This is a genomic window from Cobetia sp. MM1IDA2H-1 (assembly GCF_002916775.2).
In the GTDB taxonomy this organism is placed as follows: Bacteria; Pseudomonadota; Gammaproteobacteria; order Pseudomonadales; family Halomonadaceae; genus Cobetia; species Cobetia marina.
In genome coordinates this window covers 3,310,530-3,332,933 of sequence record NZ_CM133225.1, presented here as the reverse complement: position 1 = coordinate 3,332,933, position 22,404 = coordinate 3,310,530, and the positions used below count along the sequence as shown (strand labels likewise).

The following is a 22,404-nucleotide window of genomic DNA, read 5'->3' as shown; positions in this document are numbered from 1 at the left end:
TGTCTTGTGTCTGATTTTCATGTTCGAGTGCTGCTCAGCGGTGTCGCTACTGTTGCGCAATTGTTCTCAGATGCGTCTTTTCTGCTGTGCTGGCTGACAGCGCCAATTTGATTACAGGTGTCCGATGTCACGACTCGCCTTGTCCATTCGTGGCCTGACCAAGGTCTACGGTAACGGTTTCGAGGCGCTCAAGGGGATTGATCTCGATGTCCCTGAGGGCGATTTCTTTGCACTGCTGGGGCCCAACGGGGCCGGCAAGTCCACGACCCTGGGGGTGGTGAGTTCGCTGGTGCAGAAAACCGCCGGCAAGGTCGAGATCTCGGGCATCGATATCGACAAGGATTTCTCGAAGGCCAAATACCATCTCGGTGTGGTCCCTCAGGAGTTCAACTTCAATCAGTTCGAGAAGGTGCAGGATATCGTGATGACCCAGGCAGGGTATTACGGTATGCCCATGAAGGAAGCGCGCCCGCGTGCCGAGCGCCTGCTCAAGGATCTCGGGCTGTGGGACAAGCGCGATACCCCGTCACGCATGCTGTCCGGTGGCATGAAGCGCCGTCTGATGATTGCCCGCGCGCTGATTCACAAGCCGCGTCTGCTGATTCTCGATGAGCCGACTGCCGGGGTGGATATCGAGCTGCGTCGCTCGATGTGGGAGTTCATGCGCCGCATCAACCGTGAGGAGGGCACTACCATCATCCTCACCACGCATTATCTGGAAGAGGCCGAGAGTCTGTGCCGCAATATCGCCATCATCAATCACGGCGAGATCGTGCATAACACCAGCATGCGCGAGCTGCTCAAGGAGCTGGACGCCGAAACCTTCCTGCTCGATCTACGTGAGCCGCTTGCCAGCGCGCCGGTCATCGAGGGATTCGAGGTCTCTCTGAGCGATCCCCAGCAGCTGTCGCTGTCCGTACGCAAGGGCCAGTCGATCAACACCGCCTTCGCGGCGCTGGATCGCGCCGGGATCACCGTGGTGTCGATGCGCAATCGCGCCAATCGTCTCGAGGAGCTGTTCGTCGACCTGGTCGAGCGCTCCAATGCCGAAAGCGGTATCGCCTCCAATGTCGCCAAGGAGATCACGCAGTGAACCCCCGTCAGCTATGGGTGGCTCTGGTCACCATCGTCGTCAAGGAAGTCCGTCGTTTCACGCGTATCTGGCCGCAGACGCTGCTGCCGCCGTCCATCACCATGACGCTATACTTCGTCATCTTCGGCAATCTCATCGGCTCGCGCATCGGTACCATGGATGGCATCAGCTACATGGATTACATCGTGCCGGGGCTGATCATGATGTCGGTGATCACCAACTCCTATTCCAACGTGGCCTCGTCGTTCTTCTCCAACAAGTTCCAGCGCAGCATCGAGGAGCTGATGGTCTCGCCGCTGCCGTCCTGGATCATCCTGCTCGGCTATATCATCGGTGGCGCCGTGCGCGGGCTCGGTGTCGGCATCATCGTCACCGCCGTGGCCTTCCTGTTCACGGATCTCGATATCCATCACCCGATCCTGACCATCGTGGTCGTGGTGCTGACGGCGCTGCTGTTCTCCATCGGTGGCTTCATCAATGCGCTGTTCGCACGCAAGTTCGACGATATCTCGATCATTCCGACCTTCGTGCTGACCCCGCTGACCTATCTCGGTGGCGTCTTCTATTCCATCCACATGCTGCCGGACTTCTGGCAGACGGTATCGCTGGCCAACCCGATTCTCTACATGGTCAACACCTTCCGCTACGGCATTCTGGGGGTCTCGGACATCAGTGTCGGCCCGGCGATGGCGGCCATCGTGGCCTTCATCATCGGCCTGTTCGCCTTCGCGCTGTGGCTGCTGGAGCGTGGCAAGGGCATCCGCAGCTGAAGATGTCGCCCAGAGGATGATGGTAAGATGCGCGCTATCGCGCCAGTGCACGAAACGCCGGCTTCTGCCGGCGTTCTGCTGTCTGCGCCCCTGATATCGATACGTTATTGGCCTATTTCACAGGAGTGCTGTCATGGCTCACCCCACTGCCGTCAACGTGCCCGACGAGGCGCGCCCCGAGACTCTCAAGGATGCCCCGCTCGGGCGAGAGTCCGCTTACCCCGAGCACTACGATGCCAGCCTGCTGTTCCCCATCGCGCGGGCGGCCAACCGTGGTCCCATCGGTATCGATGATGCGGCGTTGCCGTTCGTCGGTGAGGATGAATGGCACGCCTTTGAGGTCTCCTGGCTGGATGAATCCGGCAAGCCGTGGGTGCGTGTGGCCCGTTTCCGCCTGCCGGCGGCTTCCCCGAATCTGATCGAGTCCAAGTCCTGGAAGCTCTATCTCAACAGCCTCAATCAGAGCCGCTTCGCCGATCAGGCGGCCGTGCAGGCGACGTTGGAGCGGGATCTTGCCGCCGCGGCGGGCGCGCCGGTCGAGGTGCGTCTGCTGGGACTGGATGATGACGAGCTGGACGTCGGGCGCCTGCCGGGAGAATGCCTCGATGACTTGCCGATCACCGTCGAGCACTACACGCCATCGCCGGAGCTGCTCAACGCCGATGACGCCGATATCGTCAGCGAAGACCTGCACAGCCATCTGCTCAAGTCCAACTGCCCGGTCACCGGTCAGCCGGACTGGGGCAGCGTCTGGATCCGCTATCGCGGCCCACGTATCGATCGCGAGCGCCTGCTGGCCTATCTGATCAGCTATCGCCAGCACCAGGATTTCCATGAGCACTGCGTCGAGCATCTGTTCGTCGACCTGATGGCGCGCGTGAAGCCTGAGTCCCTGCTGGTGATGGCGCGCTATGTGCGGCGTGGCGGCCTGGATATCAGCCCGTGGCGTGCCACGCCAGATCTCGAGGCCGAGGCCCGTGCCAGCCTGCCGCTGCGTCTCTCGCGTCAGTAGTCCTCTCTATGGTCATGTCGTCTGATCGGCTTGCCAATCAGGCAGATAGCATCGAGTGATGAGACGGCGTGCTGGCGAGATGCTAGTGTGAGAATCATTCTTATCTTAAGTCTGTGACAGGAGAGACGATGGACGCGCTGACGTTACTGCATGAACGCAATTCCATGGGCAAGCTGATGGCGCCAGCCCCGAGCGATGCGCAGATGGAGGCCATCTACCAGGCCGCCCTGCGCGCGCCGGACCACGCCGAGCTGACGCCCTGGCGCTTCATCGAATTCACGGGCAGCGGGCTGGAGCGTCTCGGCGAGCTGTTTGCCGAGGCGGAGCGCAACACGTCGCCGGCAGGTGACGAGGCGGCCCAGGCCGCGGCCAGCAAGAAGCCGCTACGGGCGCCGATGGTCGTCGCGGTGATCGCCAAGGTCACGCCGGACCACCCCAAGGTGCCGCGTGTCGAGCAGGTGGTGAGTGCCGGTTGTGCCGCTCACGCCATGCTGTTTGCCGCTCAGGCACAGGGGCTCGGTGGCATGTGGCGCACGGGCGGCTACGCGTTCGACCCAACCGTGCACGCCGGACTGGGCATGAGTGAGCAGGATGAGCTGGTCGGCTTCCTCTACCTCGGCACCCCGGGCGGACGTCTCAAGCCCTTGCCGAGCCGCGAGAGTGCCGACTTCGTCGAACGCTGGCAGTGAGGCGCTGAATGAACGAGCAGTTGCGCTCGAGTGGTGAAGCCTGGCCACCGCTGCCTTTGCCGCGTGACGGGCAGGGGCGGTCGGGCACTCTCGCGGCGCCGGTCAGTGAAGATCTGTCACGGTTCCGTGATTGGCTGAGTCAGGCGATTCCGCTGGCTGCCCACATGGGGCTTGTCGAGATGCAGTGGTCAGAGCCCGAGCGCTCGACGGGTCAGCTGAGCTGGCGCCTGCATCTGCCGCCCAATCTCAACGACAAGGGCACGGCCTTCGGCGGGGCCATGAGTCTCGAGGCCACCTTGTGTGGCTGGAGCTGGGTGACGCTGTGGCTGCGTGCTCGCGGTATCCAGCGCGATCTCGTGGTGTCGCGTGCCAGTCAGCAGTTTCTGGCCCCGGTCAGTGGCGATTACCACATCCGCTGTGCGCCGGATGACATGGCTGCGCTGATCGACGTCGGCGAGCGTCTGGCGGCAGGGCGGCGAGCGCGATTGTCGCTGACTCAGCAGTTGTGGTGTCAGGTCGATGGGCAGTCTTCCCCGAGGCTGTGTTTCGAGGCCCGTGGCGATTACGTGGTGCTCGGACCGTGATGCCGAGCACGGTCTCGGCCCGACCTCGGCCCGAGTGCGGTGGGTGAGGGCGCTGACGCTATCTATCTGAAAGATTTTGGAAAAAAGGCTTGCGTCCCTCAAGGGTTATCGATAATATACGCCGCGTTCTCAAGGGAAACACGACGCAGTCGGGTGACCAATGAGAGCACTGATCTGGAGGGGTGTCCGAGTGGTCGAAGGAGCACGCCTGGAAAGTGTGTAAGTCGAAAGGCTTCGAGGGTTCGAATCCCTCCTCCTCCACCAGATTCAGAAAAGCCCGCATCTCACGATGCGGGCTTTTCGCGTTTCTGAGGGGGGATCTGGTCGAATTGCCTGCTCCCCTCGTGATCCCCTGCGTCTACTGGCGCCTCAGTCTCCTGTCATTCCTCCCTCATTCCTCCCTCATTGCTCGCGCCAGCATATCCACGACAGGCTTGCCGACATAACTGGCGAAGCTGCGCTCACCGGTACGGATCATCACTTCGGCAGGCATGCCGGAAAGCAATCGCATGCTCTCGGTCATGTTGCTCTGGCCGGTCCGGGTGACGCGAATCCGCGCCTTGTAATAGCGGGCACGCGTCGCTTCATCCTCGAAGCTGTTGGCGCTCACGTGCGTGACCTCGCCATCGATGATGTTGGATAAGCGCTGATTGAATGCGCTGAAGCGAATCTCTGCGGGCTGGCCGAGGTAGAGGTGGTCAATATCATGGTCCGGGACCCTGGCCTCGACGATGAAGCCGTCGCCGGCGGGCACGATATCGAGCAGGGGGTCGCCACTGCGAATCACCGCGCCCAGCGTATGGACCTTCAGGCCGACCACGGTGCCGGCCACCGGTGCGATGACCTTGGTACGTCTGAGGTTGTCATTGAGCGCGACCAGTCGTTCTTCCGCATCGGTGACCTCTGCCTGAACCTGACGCAGAGACTCGCCGATCTGTTGCTGGAATTCCTGCAGGCGAATCTGTTTCTGCAGCTCGTTTTCGCTGATCTGGGAACGCAGCCGTGCGACCTCGGCAAATTGGCCGGCATTGTCGCTCTGGTATTCGAGACTCTCACGCTCCATCTCACGCAATCGCTGGTTATTGATCAGACCATTTCGGAACAGCTTGCGATGGTTGGCAACGTCACCATTGAGAGAGTTGATGCGTCGTCTTGTGATGGCCTGGGTATTCTCGAGACCTGCAATCTGCTCGTTCATCTGCACGACCTGCTCATCCAGGGCTGCCATGGCACCGTTCAGCGATTGACGACGTACGTCAAAGAGCCGCTGCTGTACTTCAAGGACCTCCCGCACACGAGGATTGGTCGACTGCCTCAAGGCTTCCGGGAAGGTCAGGGTCTCGGCGTTGCTGTACTCGGCAAGCAGGCGTATCTCACTGGCTCTGGCAATCAGGTATTCAGCCTCGACGATCTTCTGCTGAGAGCGTGCCTGGGTGTCATCGAAGACGATGAGCACGTCGCCGGCCTCGACATGATCGCCATCCTCCACGCGAATCGACTCCACGATACCTCCCTCGAGGTGCTGGATGGTCTTCGTGAAGCTCTCTACCGATACCGAGCCCGGTGCCACCACGGAAATTGCCAGGTTCGCCATGACTGACCAGCTGCCGAATCCGCCGACCGCGATGAGCAGTACGGCCAGGCCGAGGCGTCGATAATTGTGGTCGCGTAGCGGAAGCTCACTGTCAAAGCCGCCATTCATGGAGTGGGAGGTGGTCATCTCGGGCTCTCCTCACCGCCTTCATGGCGGCCTCTGGCACTGGGTTTCAGCTCGGTGACACGCTGTGCGTTCCTGGACGGAGTCGAGTGCCCTTTCCCTGCCACGGCCCGTGCAACGGGTCGTCCTCGCGTCGGCGGGGACAGTGAAGCCACCTGGCCATCCTTGAGGACGAGGATGCGGTCGACCTGCTGCAGAAGACGTTGACGATGGGTGATGATGATGGCGGTGGTGCCTGCCTGGCGCAGTTGCATCAGACACTTGGCCAACGCCTGCTCGCCACTTTCATCCAGGTTGGCGTCCGGTTCGTCGAGCACTACCAGCACCGGTTTTCCATAGAGTGCCCGCGCCAGGCCGATACGCTGTCGCTGACCCGCGGAGAGGGCGGCTCCCCCGTGGGACAGCCAGGTGTCATAGCCTTGCGGCAGGCGAAGGATCATGTCGTGGACACCGGCGCTCTGGGCGGCTTGCACCACGAGTGACGCATCGACCTCCTGAAAGCGCGCGATATTCTCGGCGATGGAGCCATCGAACAGCTCGATATCCTGCGGCAGGTAGCCAAGATGAGGCCCGAGCGCGGTCCGCTTCCACTGACTGACGTCCACGCCATCGAGGCGTACGCACCCCAGCTGCACTGGCCATAGGCCGAGTATCACCCGTGCCAGGGTGGATTTGCCGGCGGCGCTGGGGCCTACCACGGCGATGTGCTCACCCCTGGCAAGTGTCAGAGTGATGTCCTTGAGGGTCGGTAGACGCTCGCCTGGCGGCGCGGCGTTGACTGCCTCCAGTGTCAGTCGGCCCTTGGGGGCCGGCAGAGGCATCGAGGGCGCCTCGGCCGGCACGGCCTCGAGCAGCTCCTCGAGGCGGGCTCGTGAGGTGCGTGCACCGCTGAAGCCTTTCCAGCCGGTGATCATCTGATCGATCGGCGCCAGCGCCCGCCCCATCAGGATCGAGCCGGCAATCATCATGCCGGGCGTCAGGTCGCCGGTCAGCACCAGATAGGCGCCAAGACCGAGGATCAATGACTGGAACATCAAGCGCAGCACCTTGGAGGTGTTGGTCAAGAGACCTGCGCGGTCGCTTGCCTTGGACTGCAGCACCAGATACTCACGGTGGCGCGCCTCCCATCGATTCTGTATGCCCGGCAGCATGCCCATGGCGTGGAGCACTTCGGCGTTGCGCAGATTGCTGTTGGCAAGATCCTGGGACAGGACATGTTGGCCGTTGGCATCGCTCAGCAGCTTCTTGGTGGTCTTCTCGTTGATCAGCGCAATGACGGTCAGAACAAGGCCCGCGCCTAGGGCGAACAGACCAAACCATGGGTGAAACAGTGCCAGCACGCCGATGTATATCGGCACCCAGGGCGCGTCAAAGAAGGCGAACAGGCCGTTGCCGGAAAGGAATTGGCGAAGGGTGGTGAGGTCGTTCAACGGCTGTGCGGAGGGCTTGCCCGGCGTCATCAGGGAGTGCTTGAACATGGCACTGTAAAGTCTCGGGCTGATCAGTACGTCCAGTCGATTCCCGACTCGGACCAGGATTCTCGAGCGAATCAGTTCAAGGGCCCCCATCACCATGAAGAGGAACACGACCACCAGGGTCAGCATCAGCAGCGTTTCCTGGCTACGTGTCGTGATGACTCGATCATAGACCTGCAGCATGTAGAGCGGCGGCACCAGCATCAGCAGATTGATGAACAAGCTGAAGAGGCCGACGTAGACAAAGCTGTGCCGACAGTGGTCCAGGATCTTTTGCAGGTCATTACCTTCCCGGGAGATGGCCATGGTGTCGTTCCCTAGCGTCGTTGGTGTTCTTTTTATCCACGTCACCGTCGTTGACGGCTACCTGAGCTCGGATATTTCACGTTGTCTTGAGGAGACGCCATGGTTATGTGGTCAATATTGATCATCTATTTATTAGGCTATTCTTTTTTATTCCTCTGACTGCCTGTAGAAATATTGCTGCTGAATGCTCGGCGAGCAAGTGAATATTTCGATGATCAATAAAAAACTTTCCGGGTTTTATTTTGCTGGTTTTTGCTGTTTATTTTGCTCATGTCTGATGGTGAAGATCCATATGGTTTACGTTTTTCAAAAAGTATGAAGGTTCTGGATTTCGACAAGATTATTTTCTCTGGTATTCAGCATTGTTTTTCTCCTCACGCAAGTCGTATCGAGGGTTTATAGGGGTGGTGTTTTATTATTTCAAAGCATTCACTGTATTGTTTTCATTGAATTTATTTTGATGTGGGAATCTGATGCATATTGCCATTTCGAGGGTGAGTGGAAATACCTCTTGTCTTGCGATAGGCCGCGTCTAGACTCGTTTTTGACGGGTTTACGAGCCTTTGCCGGTCATGTTCGAACTCTTTGGGAAAGCGTTGGAGAGTGGAACGTCATCGGGGATTCATTGCCGGTGAGGGACGTCGTGTCGTGAGGTCTAAAGATGGCGTAGAAATCGCCACTAAAAATTATTCGAGGGGTAGGGAAAATGTATTCCATGTCATTCGTATCGAGTCGTCTTGAGTCCATGGCATCACGTATCAGGAGTGGTGATCGTCTTGAGGGAAAGACGTTCCAGGATCACGAGATAATGGTTACGCCATTTCCCTCAGCGTGGGGGGATTCCATCAAGTCAATACGAATGACATTCGAGGATGCGCAGGATCGACTGTCGGTATTTGAGCGCTTTGAGCGTCCCTTTGTCTTTGATCATCTGCCTACCCCTCTATCAGGCAAGCTCAAGATGATGATCGAAGCGTTGGACGAAAGAGGCGAGGTACTGCCCGGGTCTGGTGAGCAGTTCGGCTTCGAGGTCGAGTCACCGGATGTCGTCGCCGAGGAGGTGAGTGACCAGGAGGACACGCCGCAAGCCGCCCAGGCGCTACTGACCAGTAGTGATGAACCTGCCGCGGGCACAGGGCCAGCCTTGCTGGCCGAACCTGCCCCTCTGGCCACGGCGGCGCTCATCGCACCGGAAAGCTTCACTACCCTTCGTATCGAGGCCGAAGACCTCAGCGATGACGACGGAGATGGCAATGCATCCTCCATCGGTGGAGCCGGTATCGAGGTGGTGACAGGGGGGGATAATCCGTCCAATACCGCCAATGCATCAGGCACTGCCTACGTGGACTTCGGCGGCGCGACCGGCGAGACGCTGACCTTCACCTTCAGCGTCACCGAGGCCGGTGAATATGAACTCGCGCTGGGGTATGCGCTCAGCCAGAATGGCGATGGGTCTGATCGAAACCGCCCATTGCGCCTGGACGTCAATGGCGAACTTCAGGATCGAATGTTTGATCTGCCGAGCACGACCCTGACCGGCGACGCCACTGATTTCAGTGAGTTCGGCGAGCGTACCATTCGCGTTCAGCTGCAGGCGGGCGAGAACACGGTGTCCTTCACCTCCAATGGGGCCAGTGGCCCCAACGTCGACTATCTGGAAGTGCGTGCACCGGACCCGGACGTCTTCGTCATTCAGGGTGAGGATCTCGATATCGGCTCGACGTCTGATGTCGCCGACGCTGGCACCAATCGTGTGGTGACTCTCGACAATATCGCCAGCTTCACCAATGGCAGGGAAACCTTCCGGGTCGGCGCCGAAGGCGCCAGCTATCTCGACTGGGCATCGGGCAATGCCGAGGCCTACGGTGACTTCACTTTCGAAGTGGCTACCGCCGGCACGTACAGCGTCACCGTGACCTATGCCAGCAGCTCGGCGCGTCCCATTGGCCTCTTTCTCATCGATGAGGGGACGCCAGGCCAGATTGGTACCTTCCAGTTCGCAGCGGTGACTGCGCCGAATTACTACCCCGATGATGTCGATGATGTGCCCGCAGACAACCAGCCAGGCAATGGCGGGCCTTCCGCGTGGGAGGGCTGGTCGACCGAGACGCTGGAGATCACGCTGGCCGCGGGCAGCAATACCCTGCGTCTGGGCGGCGCGACCAACGGGCCGAACATCGACAAGATCGAGGTGGCGCTTCTGGAGGCCGATGCGGTGGAGCCTGTCGATCCGGTGATTGCGCCAGTGGTGATGCAGGCAGAGGATGCCGTGCTGGGCGCCGACAACGGGGCCGCCACCGTGGTGCGTGACGCCGCGAATCCCGAGGCCGGTGGCTTTGTCGGACTGCGTCCGGACTTTTCCGGCACCGGTTACGTGGATTTCGGCAGCGCGCCGGGAGATAGCCTGACCTTCACCGTCAATGTGGCCGAGGCGGGCGACTACGACCTCAACTTCCGCTATGCCAGCAATGGCGCGCGTCCGTTGGCTCTCTCGATCAATGACGGCGAGTCCTCCGAGCTCGCCTTTGTCGGGACTGACCCCAACGCTGGCAACGTCGACCCTGAGGGCTTCGATGTCTGGAGCTACCACACCCTGACGACGAGTCTGGAGGTCGGTGACAACACCGTCACGCTGACGATCCCTGATGGGCGCAGCAATGGGCCCAATGTCGATCGCCTGGAGGTCACCACGGCGGGCACGGGCCCGGTAGGGGATGTCGTGGCGGATGCCGATGCCTCTGTGCTGACCTTTACCGCCGTAGACCCCCTCCTCAATGGCGCGACCGTCGGTGAAGCGGGCTTCAGCGTCAGCGGACTGGATGCTGACATCACCTTCGTCGGCGTGACCTTCGATGAGGGAATCACGGTCCAGGAGGTGGTGCCGAACCCGGATGGCAGCTTCACGCTGGATCTGTCGGGATTCGCTGATGGCGATCTGTCGGTCACGCTGATCGCCATGGATGCCTTCGGCAACCGTGCCGAACAGAGCCTGGCGCTGACGCTGGATACCACCGCCGATGAGGGGGGCGACCTGGCACTCGAAGGCCCGCAAGATGCCATCGAGGCGGATGACAGCGCCAGCGTGGTATTCGGTGTCGCGGGAATCGATGACGGCTCGACTCTCGAGATCAGCTTCGACGGCGGTGTGACCCGTCAGTCCGTTGTCAGCGATGGCGACACCTTGACGGTCGATCTCTCCACACAGGCGCCAGGCGATGTGATCGTGACCCTGATCGTGACCGATGCCGCCGGCAATGAGGCGAGTGTCGCGGAGGCGGTCACGCTGGCCGTCGTCGGCAGCGTGACGCTGGATGTCACCTTCGATGACGCCACGATCAGCGCCTACAACACGACCCAGGACAATCCCTCCGTTGGCACGGGGGCGGTGGTGGAAGACGACGGTGGCACTCTGACGTTGAACGACAATGTCTGGAAGCGGGCAGCCCTGCCGGAGGACTACACGATCACCAGTGGCAGCATCCTGACCCTGGATGTGGCCATATCCGATTCGCCGGTCCCCGAGATCGTTGCCATCGGCTTCGATGCCGATTCCAATCCGTTCAATGGCGGAAACAGCGTCTATCAGCTGGGCGGCAGCCAGACGCAGGGTGGCTTTGTCGATCTGCGTGGGCAGGGCATCGACAATGGCGATGGCACCCTGCGCTTCACCATCGATCTCTCGGCGCATGCGGGCATCACCCTCGATTCGCTGGTCTTCGTCAACGACGATGATGTGGGCGCCAAGGGCAGTGCGAGCTTCAGTGGCGTAAGCCTGTCAGAAGCCGATGTCGATGACACCAACAGCGCACCGCGCGTGGTGGGAGGTGGCATCGCTGACCTGAGTCTCGACGAAGGCGCGAATCTCGAGGTTGACCTGCCCTTCGTCGATGACGATGGCGATGACCTCGCCTTCAGCTTTCAGGTCACCGATGGCGATGGCCTGCCGGTCACCGTGGACGGGCTGAGTGTCAGCGACACTGTGCTGTCCGGGAGCCTCGCTGGTCTGGTGCCGGGCGATTACACCATCACGGTGACCGCCGATGATGGCACCGCCAGTACCGATACCGACTTCGCCTTGAGCATCGAGAACGTCAACGACGCCCCGGTGGCGGAGCCTGCCGCTCTCGAGCCCTACTTTGGAGAGGTGGGCGAGAGCTTCCTCCAGATTCCGCTGGCGGACTTCGCCTCGCTGTTCTCCGATGCCGATGGCGACAGCCTGACATTGACGGCCGAGGATCTGCCTGCCGGACTCGAGGTGATCGACGGTGTCATTCAAGGCACGCCAAGTGAAGGAGGCACCTTCGATGTTGTCGTGCGCGCCACCGACCCGAGTGGTCTGTCAGCGACCCAGTCGCTGAGCTTCATCATCGAAGGCACCCAGGTTGGCGATAGCATCACGATCGAGGCGGAAGATTTCACGGATCTCGACGCCGGTAACCTGATCGTCACCGGCAGTGCGTCGGCGTCCAACGAGCAGCTGATTCGTCTGACCAGCAATGCGCCGGCGATGATCGGCACTGATCTCTCGGCGGGCGGCGTGGAGCCGGGCTGGTACATCGCACGCCTCTATGTGTTCGATGAAACCGACGGTGAAGGCACCTTGACCCTGACCATCGGTGACACCGTGCTTGAAGCGCGCAACACGACAACCGATAGCCTGAGCGCCGACGTGGTATTGAACGACGACTTCGGCACCTTCGTCGGCAGTGGCGCGCGCGGAAATGCTGGCCAGAGCGGCAACCGCAAGGAAATCGTCTTCGAGACGCCCGTCGAGGTCACCGCCGGTGATCTGGCAAGCCTCGAACTGCGTGGTGCCGGTGGCGAGCTGATGCGTATCGACTCGCTTGAATTCGAGCGTATCGATGAGCCGGTCAATACTGCCCCGACCCTGGCGGGACTCGGTGCCGCGATCAGTGTCGACGAGAACAGTGCAGGCGTGGCAAGTCTGGTGCTTGAGGATGCCGATGGCGACAGCCTGACGGTGACGCTGTCCGGTGCCGATGCCGCGCTCTTCACCTACGACGTGGCGAGTGGAGGAATCGCCTTCCTCAATCCACCGGACGCGGAACTGGCCGCCGACAGCGATGAAGATGGTATCTACGAGCTGACCGTGACGGTGACCGATGGCGAGGACAGCGTGTCACAGGACACCCTGATCACCGTGGCAGATCTCAATGAGAGCATCGCCATCGACCAGACCGCGTTTGCAGTGGATGAGAACCTGACCGAGATTGGCGCGATCCCGCTCGTCGATGAAGACGGGGGGACTCTCGGCCTCAACGCGCCGGTATTCGCCATCACTGGCGGGGCCGACTCTCCGCTGTTCACCATTGACGCCACCACCGGCGTGCTGAGCTTCACCAGTGCTCGCGATTTCGAGCTGGCGGTCGATGATGACGAAGATGGCGTCTATGACGTCGAGGTCAGCGTCAGTGACGGCGATCTCTCCACCACCGCGCAGCTCTCGGTCACCGTGAATGATGTCGATGAAGCGCCGTTCTCGCCCCTGCGTCTGCAGGCCGAAGACGGCACGGTGACGAGCTTCGATGACGGCGCCAACGCGACGGATACCGTAGTGCGCGATGCCGACAATCCCGAAGACAATGCGAATCTGGAGAACGGTCTGCGGCCGGGCTTCTCCGGTACCGGCTATCTGGACTTCGGCGACACGGCTGGCGATAACGTCGCTTGGCAGATCGAGGTGGCCCAGGCCGGTCAGTACGACATCAGTGTGCGTTACGCCACCAATACCGATCGTCCGCTGGATCTGGTGATCAATGGCGGCGATCCGCTGATGCTGGCCATGGCCAGCACGGACCCGGACGGCAGCGGCGGGGAAGAAGGCTTCGACCACTGGGTCTTCGAGACCTTCACCGTCAGCCTGGAGGCGGGCAGCAACGCCATCGTGCTGGCGATTCCCGCTGGCGCCACCACCGGGCCCAACATCGATCGCATCGAAGTGACCGATGCCGGCAGCGGCCCGATCCCGGAGGATGTGAGTGCCGATGAGGACGGCGATCTCGCCATCGTCGCGGCTGACGACACTCTCGATGCCAGTCAGCTGGCGGCGGCAGTCTTCAACGTCTCCGGCATCGATGATGACGTGATCAGCGTTGCCGTGTCCTTCGACGGCGGCGCGACCCGTGAGGCAGTGACGCCGGACGCCGATGGCAACATCACGCTGGATCTGAGCGGCCAGCTCGATGATCAGAGCGGCGATCTCGCCGTCTCGCTGTTCGTCACCGATGCCACCGGCAACGAGGCCAGCGCCAGCGAGGTGGTCAGCTTCGCGGAGGGCGACGGCACGCCTGCATTCAACTTCGCCATCGAGGGCGAGGCGCTGACCATCATCGATACCGACGGTGATACCCAGGTGCGCGATGCCGACAATCCGGAAACCAATGTCGCCTCCGGGCCAGATGGGCTGTGGGATGACTTTACCGGCACCGGTTATCTGGACATGGGAGCCGACGCCGGTGACGCCGCCGAGTTCCAGGTGGCGGTCGATGAGTCCGGTACCTACACCCTGGAGGTTCGCTATACCAATGCCGGTTCCAACGGCGCGAATCGCCCCATGGACATCCTGGTGGACGGGCTGAGTCAGGGGAATCTGGCCTTTGCCTCCACGGGGACCGACGCCGCCGGCTGGGAGAACTGGACCACCACGACGCTCGAGGTGGAGCTCGAGGCCGGCGACAACACCATTCGCCTTGCCAACCTGGGCAACGCCGGCCCCAACATCGACAGCCTGACGGTGAGCCGTGATGGCGTGGTGCCGGAGCGTCCGGTGGAGCCGGGCGAGCGCTTCTCGGTCAAGATCAACTTCCAGCCCGAAGGCACCGCGGTGCCGGATGGCTACATCGCCGACAACGGCAAGGCCTTCGGCACCCAATCGGTGACCGTGGACGACCAGACCCATCAGTACGGCTGGATCACCGAGGCGTCGATCTACGACGGCGAGCCCGGCACCGAGCCGCTGGACATCAGCGCGCTGACCAGCGTGGCGGTGAATGATCGCACTGACGACATCGCCGGGCTCGACCCGCGCCAGGGCACCTACGCCCACTTCGACCAGCCGGGAAGCGCCTATGTGCGCGCCGGCTGGGAGATCGAGCTGGACGATGGCTACTACGAGGTCACCGTCTCCATCGGGGATACCTCCGGGCCCTACGACAGTCGCAACGTGCTCAATGCCGAGGGCGAGCTGTTCAATGATCCCTTCACCCCGTTCCGGCCCGATGATTTCCCGGCGGACGGCAATCCGTCAGATGATACCGATGGCTTCCGCTCGGATCTGGTCACCCGCATCGTGCAGGTCAGCGATGGGCGTCTGACACTGGATTCCCTGGGTCTCGACAACGAGAACACCGAGATCCAGTACCTCGAGATCCAGGCACTGCCGGACCTGACGCCGGAAGATGATCGCATCGCCGCCGAGGATTACGCCTTCTTCACTGACGCGCGCGCCATCGCTGGGGTCGGTGACAACGAGGTGGAAGTCGATCTGGATCCCGACGACGGCGGCCTGCCGAGCGGGGTCGACCCGACGTCCGACATCTTCGTCGGCATCTCGGTGGTGGACGGCCGCGGCGGGGCGCTGCTCGAGAGCCTGGCTGACGGTTCGATCCGTCTGATCGAGACGCTGACCGGAGAGGAGGTCAGCTTCAACGCCAACACCACCGGTGGCTTCGATTCCCTGACCATCTCGCCGAGCCAGACGCTCAAGGAGTTCACCAGCTATACGCTGATCATCGACGGCTTCCAGGATCGTGGCGCCAACGACGACCTGGACGCGCCGACCCGTGAGTTCCAGAAGTACACCAACACCTTCATCACCGGCGAAGCCCCGGAGATCGTCGCTCGCGATGTGGCCTTCAATGACGTGGTGGAACTCGACGGTGCCTCTGACAACGCCTTCGGTTTCACCTCGCTGGAGATCACCGCCGATGGCTCGACGATGTACATCGCGACCATTGGTGGGCAGATCCTGCGCTACGACATCGACCCCGTCGATGGCTCCCTCGGCAACCGCCAGGAGCTTTCGCTGCCGAGCGATTACTTCCATCAGGACGGGGCCGATGCCAGCAATGATCGCCGCGGGATCATCGGGCTGGTGATCGACCCCACCGACCCCGACGTGCTGTGGATCACCGACAACTATCCGATCCCGCTGTCTGGCCGTGACAACGGCGTGCCTGACTTCAGTGGCCGGATCACCAAGATCACCCTGGAGGGCGGTAGCGAGTTCTCGGGCACCGCCGAGCCCTACATCACTGGCCTGCCACGCTCCAATGGCGACCACGTGACCAACAGCCTGGAGTTCCGGGCGAATCCGGATTACGACGCCGAGACCAATCCCGATGTCCCGAGTCATCTGCTGTATCTGATCCAGGGCTCCAACTCTGCCATGGGCGAGCCGGACAGCGCCTGGGGCAATCGTCCGGAGCGTCTGTTGAATGCCGCGGTGATGGAGATCGACCCGACCCGTGATGCGCCTCCCGGTGGCTTCGATGTCACTACCGAGCCGCTTCCCGACAACGGCCAGAATACTCGCTTCGATGACCCGGATGGCCATCCCAAGGACGACCCGATCCCGATGGGCAATGGCGAGTTCCTGGTGTTCGATGAGCGTGGTGTCGCCACGGTGCAGGACGAGTCCGGCAACGTGCTCGAGTCCTACTACGACCCCTACGCCAGCGACGCGGTGCTGACGATCTTTGCCACCGGGGCGCGCAACGCCTACGACCTGGTGTGGCATTCCAATGGCTTCCTGTACGTGCCGACCAACGGTTCGGCGGCAGGCGGCAACGTGCCGGATGACCCGTCGACGCCGGAGGACGAGCGCTACACCAGTGTCGAGAAGCAGGATGACTATCTGTTCAAGATCGTCGAGGGAGGCTATTACGGGCATCCCAACCCGCTGCGCGACGAGTACATCCTGAACGGCGGCAATCCGACCAGTGCCACCGACCCCAATCAGGTCGACAAGTATCCGACAGGCACTAACCCCGAGGGCACCTACGATATCTCGGGTGTCTATTCGCTCGGCGAGAATCGCTCGCCCAACGGCGCAGTGGAATACACCAGTGATGTCTTCGGCGGCAATCTGCAGGGCAACGTGTTGTTCACCGAGTACTCCGGCGGTGATGACGTGCGCTCGATCACGCTGGATGCCAACGGCAACGTGATTGGCGATGACGTACTGCGGGATCCTGAGGGCAACGTCATCAGTTACGTCGACCCACTGGACATCATCGAGAATCCGGTCACCGGCCAGCTTTATCTGCTGACCCTGAATCGCGGCAATGGCCAGAGCCAGATCATTCGCCTCGACCCGGCACCGGGCGGGGTGGTGGATCCGGTCGACCCCGTGGACCCTGTCGACCCGACGGATGAGCTGGTCTCGCTGCTGGTCATTCAGGCCGAGGACAGGACGCCTGACGACGGCACCGCCGTGACGCTCGCGACGGGGACGGACGCCGAGATCCAGATTCGCGACATCGACAACCCCGAGACCAACCAGCCGGACCTGCCCAATGGCCTGCGCCCCGGTGCCTTCGGGCTCGATGGCAATACCGACGACACCGACGGCACGCCAGGTGGCTATGCGGACTTCGGGTCTACCAATGCCGACTTCCTCACCTTCACGTTCGAGCTGGATGCCGAGCAGGCTGGCGACTCGGTGCTGCATCTGCGCTATGCCAACGGCGGCAATGCTGATCGCCCGCTGGAAGTGTTCGTCAACAATGTCAGTGTCGGGGTGTTTGACTTCAGTCCGCCCGACGGCCTGACGGGGGATGCAGCCTGGGCCGAGTGGTTGACCGAGGCCGTGGCAGCGACGCTGGTCAGTGGTCAGAACACGGTGCGCCTGCAGGCCACCGCCGACACCGGCCCCAATATCGACCAGCTGGAGATCCTGCAGGAAGCGCCGGATACCACGCCTGGCGTCGATGAGTACGAGGCCGAGGGGGCAGTGCTCGATGGCGCCGTGGTGGTACTGACAAGCGATGATGATCGCAACGCGTCCGGTGATGGGTACGTCGACTTCGCGGGAACGGGTGATCAGACCATCACCTGGACACTCGATGTCGCCGAGACGGGAAGCTATGACATCGCCTTCCGCTACGCGCTTGCCGCGACCAAGGATGACCGTCCCCTGGGGCTTGCGATCAATGGTGTCGACCTCGGGATGTTGAACTTCGAAGGCCAGAGCAACGCTGACGAGAGCGACTGGTTCTTCCAGAACACGCTGGTCGCTCTGCAGCAGGGCAGCAACACCATCACCCTGACCGCGCCGGGTGCCGTGGGGCCGAACATCGATCTGCTGCAGGTACCGAATGCACCGTCCGACAGCTTCATCCCGGTCTATGCCGATGTCTCGAACGGGTCGCGCATCGAGCTCGAGAGCGGTGACAGCGCACGCACCCTCAACGAGCTGACCGCCGACTTCTACTTCAGCGTGGACAGCAGCGGGCTCTATCGTCTGGATCTGGCCGCGAATGCGGGCGCCGATGATGGCCAGGGCCTGGCCCTGACGCTCAACGGGCAGTCGGTGAAACTGCTGGCCTATCCGGGAGTGGGTGACGCTGGTGAAGAGGGCACCTATGTCGAGCTCGAGGCCGGGGTGGAGTACAACCTGCGTGCGGTGTCCACCGCCGATGGTGCCGATGATCTCGACTATCTCGATGTGATGCCGGTGGCCGGCAGCGACAACGCCGATATCGTGGTAGAGAGCGGTGATGCCGCCTACTACTCCGATCGCCTGCACTTCAGTTATCTGGACAACAACAGCGGTTCGAATCCCGATCGTGACTTCAAGGAAAGTGCCACGGTCACCATTTCCAACACCGGCAGCGATGTGCTGGAAGTGCTCGATGCCGACATAGACGGCCCCTTCACGCTGGCGGACCCCGGGGTGTTTGATGGCCTGACGCTGGCCGCGGGGCAATCCCTCGAGGTCACGGTGCTGTTCGACCGGGACAGCTACACCGCGCCGTCCAACAATGCCGGTGATGGGGTCTTCGAGGGCCGTATCCGTCTCACCACCAACGATGCCGACTCTCCGATCGCCGAGATCCACATGGCAGGCTTCTGGCAGGCGCGTGACGAGGGTGGCTGGGAGCCCAACGTCAACGAGGTGTGGGAGGTGTTCGGCTTCGGTAACCGTATCGAAGGCTTGTCGACCGTCGGTGGCGGAGAGAATTCGGTACTCAACGACTTCGATCTGTATCGCCCGGTCAATGATGACGAGGTGCTATCGCGCTACTGGTCTCTGGCCGAGGGGGCTGGCGAGGCCAGGATCACCCAGCTGGCGGCCTATCATGGCGGTGGCGGGGCGACGCTGGGTATCCACAACCCCGGCGACAAGGGGCAGGACGTGATCTTCTCCAATCACGCGGGCGACAATAACCAGTCGATCCTGCCGGTATTGAGCAACGGCAACTTCGCCACCGCGACCTTCGGGCTCGATGATATCCCGGCCGGGTGGGCCGGAAGTGGCGTGTTCGGTATCGAAGTGGCCAATCTGTCCACGGACCCGTCACTCAACCCGACCGGAGGCGGCACCCCGCCGGCCGATGCCGAGGGTATCGAGCGCGGCTATACCGTGCGCATGTTCCGGGCTCTCGATGCCGAGGGCAACGTGATCCCCGACACCTACCTGGGGATCATGGATTACACCGGGATCAACTATGACTACAACGACAACATGTTCCTCATCGAGGGCGTGACACCGGTGTCTGGTGGTGAGCTGACGGTCATCAACAATGACGGCGTGCCTTCCAACGATCGCCTGGTGATGTCGCGCATCGAGAATCCGGCCAATGCCGCGCAGGAGGTGCATGACGAGGTGACCGTCACGCTGAGAAACGATGGCTTCGAGAGTCTCGACATCACTCGTATCGAGGTCAGTGATGCGACGCTGTTCGAGCTGACGGAGGCCTTCACTGCGGTGACGCTGGAGCCGGGTGAGTCAGTCGATGTGATCGTGCGCTTCATCGCCGACGACCCCAACGATGGCAGCCTCTACGAGTCCAGCCTGATCATCACCTCAAGTGATGCGGATGAGGGAGAGAAGGTCATCGAGCTTGCCGGCCTGGCCCAGAATCGCTCAGAAAGCGGCCAGGAACCGGGAGTGCAGGAGATCATCGATGCCTTCGGCTACTCGACCAATGTTGCCGAAGGGCAGATGAACCAGGGAGGGCTGGTGGAGGCCAACGGCGATGAGATCCTGTCTCCGTACTTCCAGCGCGCCGATGGTGGCTCGCCGATCAAGATCACTCAGCTGGCGGCTTACCATACCCAGGGCGACGTGGCACGACTGTTCATCCACGACGTCGACAGCCGTGATATCGACGAGGTGCTGGCCCACGATGAGGCCGATGGTCAGACGTTGCTGCCGCGCACGCTCAATGAGGGAGATCTGCTGACCACCACCACCCTGGATCGCGATGCGCCCTTTGGTTTCTTCGCTGAGATATCGGGCCGCCAGGGCTATATTTCCTGGTCCGATCCCGACGCCAACCTCCATGAGGACACCGTCGATGCCATCGGCACTCCCGGCAACAATCTCAACTGGGACGAGAATGATGGCCACCTGATCCGTGTGTATGTGGCCAGGGACGCCGCCGGCAACGAAATCCCGGATACCTATATCGTGATCCAGGATTACGCGGGGGTGAACTACGACTACAACGACAACATCTTCCTGGTGGAGAACGTCACTACCTACGATCCCGCAGGGGCGGAAGATGCTGACGGCAATGGACGAGTGGATCTGTACGACGACGATGACAACGACGGTGTGCCGAACTTCCTCGACAATCCCGAGCCGGTGGGACAGAGCGCCTTCAATGCCGGCGAGACTGCCTGGGCGGTGGGAAGCGATGGCCTGACACTGGAGGCGCGCCTGTTCGACAACGGTGGCCAGGGCGTCGCCTACAACGACACCACGCAGGCCCACCAGGGCGATGGCTTCCGTTCCGACGAAGCGGTGGATATCTCCAATGGCAGTCTGGCCATCGGCTATGTGGCCGACGGTGAGTGGCTCGAGTACACCCTGAATGTCGAGACGGCGGGCACCTATGCACTGAACTTCTCCGCCTCGGCGACTTCCGACGGCAAGTCGATCACCGCCGCCTTCGAGCAGGACGGCAGCTTCTATACCGAGGGCCAGGCGGTGGCGGTACCGGACACCGACGGTTTCACCAACTTCACCGATGTGGGTCCCTTGACCTTCGCGCTGGAGGAAGGTGAGCAGGTGCTCAGATTGACCTTCAACGGCGGACAGCTGGATCTGGCCTCTCTGAATCTGACGCTGGTGGCGCCGGTGGACGATGGCCAGCAGGCGTACACCGACGATGGTCAGCCCTGGCAGGTAGGCAGTGACTTCAGCCTTGAGGCGGTGAATTACGATGAAGGCGGACAGGATGTCGCCTACAACGATTCCAGCGAGGTGCAGGAGGGGACCGATGTTCGCGGTGAGGGCGTGGACATGGCCAGCGGCGGCAGCGCCATCGGCTGGATCGAGGATGGCGAATGGGTGGAGTACACCTTGAACGTCGAACAGGCCGGTACCTACGACATGGCCTTCCTGGCTTCCCTGGGAGTCCCGGGGGGAGGGCAGCGCAGCATTACCGCAACCTTTGCCAAGGAGGCCGACGCCCCGTACGCCAGCGCCACACCGGTAGGGGTCTCACCGACCGGTAGCTGGACCAGTTTCGTGGGTACCGAGACCGCCCAGGTGACCCTGGAGGCTGGAGAGCAGGTGCTGCGGCTGACCTTCAATGGCGGTTCCATGGACCTGCAGGGATTCTCGCTCTCCCTTGATGGTCAGCAGGCCTTCAATGCGGGAGGCATCCCCTGGCAGGTGCAGGCGGATGAGGGACTCAGCCTCGATGCCGTCAACTTTGATGAAGGCGGGCAAGGGGAGGCCTACAACGAGCTCTCCAGCGCTCAGTTCGGCTCGAACTATCGCGATACACCGGTGGATATCGTCGGTGAGGGGGAAGCGATAGGCTGGGTAGAGGATGGTGAATGGCTTGAGTACACCATCGATGTCGAGCAGGCCGGCGCTCACACGCTGTCATTCGTCACCTCCGCTCCTGACAATGGGCGCAGCATCACGGCCTCGGTGGAGAAGAATGGCGAGTTCTATGACGAGGCCAGTGGCACGCTGCCCAATTCCGGCGCCTGGGGAGTCTATGTCGATGGCCCCTCGCTGACGCTGGACCTGGAGGAGGGGGTGCAGGTGTTGCGTATCACCTTCAATGGCGGTTCACAGGATCTGGCGTCCTTCCAGATCACGCGTGATCCGGATGTGACTCCGGCTGGCTCACCGAATGCACTCGCGATGATGAGCATGCTCGAGGACGGCGACGCGATTCCGGTCTCCAATGATGAGCAGGCGCCGATGAGCGACGATGTCGGCCTTCAGGGCATACAGGATGATGTCCAGGCCGGCCTGCTCTAGAAAGACGGCGCAAGATGACGGGGAAGGCGTGAGCAAGTGGCCGGGAACATGGCATGGGCTGGAACCTTGCCTTTCCCGGCCCGCGTAGATGCCTGGCAGGACATGCGTGAATCTCTGACGCGCATGTCCTGTCAGGCATCTGCGTGTCGCCAGTTCCCCCCCTCCTTCTTTCGGTGTGACGCTCCGAGATCTCCCGGCAACACCTGATGGCGCGAGACGGGTCTCGATCTCCGCGCCTGCGTCTGGCGTTACCGGAGGCTCGCCTGTCAGAAGCGGCTGCGAACACGC

Annotated in this window: 8 protein-coding genes and 1 tRNA gene; 7 read left to right on the top strand and 2 right to left on the bottom strand. The window is 61.7% G+C overall.

Going from position 1 to position 22,404, the window contains the following annotated elements; all coding sequences use genetic code 11:
- Positions 1–124: 124 nt before the first annotated feature.
- The 6 genes from BOH68_RS14110 to BOH68_RS14085 all read left to right on the top strand — a co-directional run bounded on the left by BOH68_RS14110 (position 125) and on the right by BOH68_RS14085 (position 4,412).
- Positions 125–1,093, top strand: coding sequence for an ABC transporter ATP-binding protein (locus BOH68_RS14110; protein WP_077375503.1), 969 nt, complete (start codon positions 125–127; stop codon positions 1,091–1,093).
- Positions 1,090–1,863 carry an ABC transporter permease gene (locus tag BOH68_RS14105; RefSeq protein ID WP_077375500.1) on the top strand — a complete coding sequence of 258 codons (774 nt, stop codon included), beginning with the start codon at positions 1,090–1,092 and terminating at the stop codon, positions 1,861–1,863. The genes BOH68_RS14110 and BOH68_RS14105 overlap by 4 nt, the downstream gene beginning before the upstream one ends.
- Positions 1,864–1,996: 133 nt before the next feature.
- Positions 1,997–2,875: an NADPH-dependent 7-cyano-7-deazaguanine reductase QueF gene (queF, locus tag BOH68_RS14100; RefSeq protein WP_077375497.1), complete on the top strand. Its 879-nt coding sequence runs from the start codon at positions 1,997–1,999 to the stop codon at positions 2,873–2,875.
- A 128-nt stretch (positions 2,876–3,003) separates the two neighbouring features.
- Complete coding sequence (locus BOH68_RS14095) at positions 3,004–3,564, top strand: NAD(P)H nitroreductase (RefSeq protein ID WP_077375494.1); 561 nt, start codon at positions 3,004–3,006, stop codon at positions 3,562–3,564.
- Between the two features lie 8 nt (positions 3,565–3,572).
- Entirely contained in the window at positions 3,573–4,148 is a 576-nt protein-coding gene (locus BOH68_RS14090; RefSeq protein WP_077375491.1) for a YiiD C-terminal domain-containing protein, read from the top strand.
- A gap of 176 nt (positions 4,149–4,324) precedes the next feature.
- Positions 4,325–4,412 (top strand) — tRNA-Ser (locus tag BOH68_RS14085).
- A 127-nt stretch (positions 4,413–4,539) separates the two neighbouring features.
- Here BOH68_RS14085 and BOH68_RS14080 read toward each other — a convergent pair.
- A complete protein-coding gene (locus BOH68_RS14080) occupies positions 4,540–5,868 on the bottom strand; it encodes an HlyD family type I secretion periplasmic adaptor subunit (RefSeq protein WP_077375488.1) in 1,329 nt (442 codons plus the stop codon).
- Complete coding sequence (locus BOH68_RS14075; protein ID WP_077375485.1) at positions 5,865–7,646, bottom strand: type I secretion system permease/ATPase; 1,782 nt, start codon at positions 7,644–7,646, stop codon at positions 5,865–5,867. The genes BOH68_RS14080 and BOH68_RS14075 overlap by 4 nt, the downstream gene beginning before the upstream one ends.
- Before the next feature lie 859 nt (positions 7,647–8,505).
- Between BOH68_RS14075 and BOH68_RS14070 the strand changes: the two genes are divergently transcribed.
- Positions 8,506–22,116 (top strand): carbohydrate-binding protein, encoded by a 13,611-nt coding sequence (locus BOH68_RS14070; RefSeq protein ID WP_258038235.1) that lies wholly within the window; start codon positions 8,506–8,508, stop codon positions 22,114–22,116.
- Positions 22,117–22,404 lie beyond the last annotated feature (288 nt).

Bases quoted from the DNA above. Each gene is read 5' to 3' on its own strand.
- BOH68_RS14110 (WP_077375503.1), top strand. From the start codon at position 125: ATGTCACGACTCGCCTTGTCCATTCGTGGCCTGACCAAGGTCTACGGT.
- queF (WP_077375497.1), top strand. From the start codon at position 1,997: ATGGCTCACCCCACTGCCGTCAACGTGCCCGACGAGGCGCGCCCCGAG.
- BOH68_RS14095 (WP_077375494.1), top strand. From the start codon at position 3,004: ATGGACGCGCTGACGTTACTGCATGAACGCAATTCCATGGGCAAGCTG.
- BOH68_RS14090 (WP_077375491.1), top strand. From the start codon at position 3,573: ATGAACGAGCAGTTGCGCTCGAGTGGTGAAGCCTGGCCACCGCTGCCT.
- BOH68_RS14080 (WP_077375488.1), bottom strand. From the start codon at position 5,868: ATGACCACCTCCCACTCCATGAATGGCGGCTTTGACAGTGAGCTTCCG.
- BOH68_RS14075 (WP_077375485.1), bottom strand. From the start codon at position 7,646: ATGGCCATCTCCCGGGAAGGTAATGACCTGCAAAAGATCCTGGACCAC.
- BOH68_RS14070 (WP_258038235.1), top strand. From the start codon at position 8,506: ATGACATTCGAGGATGCGCAGGATCGACTGTCGGTATTTGAGCGCTTT.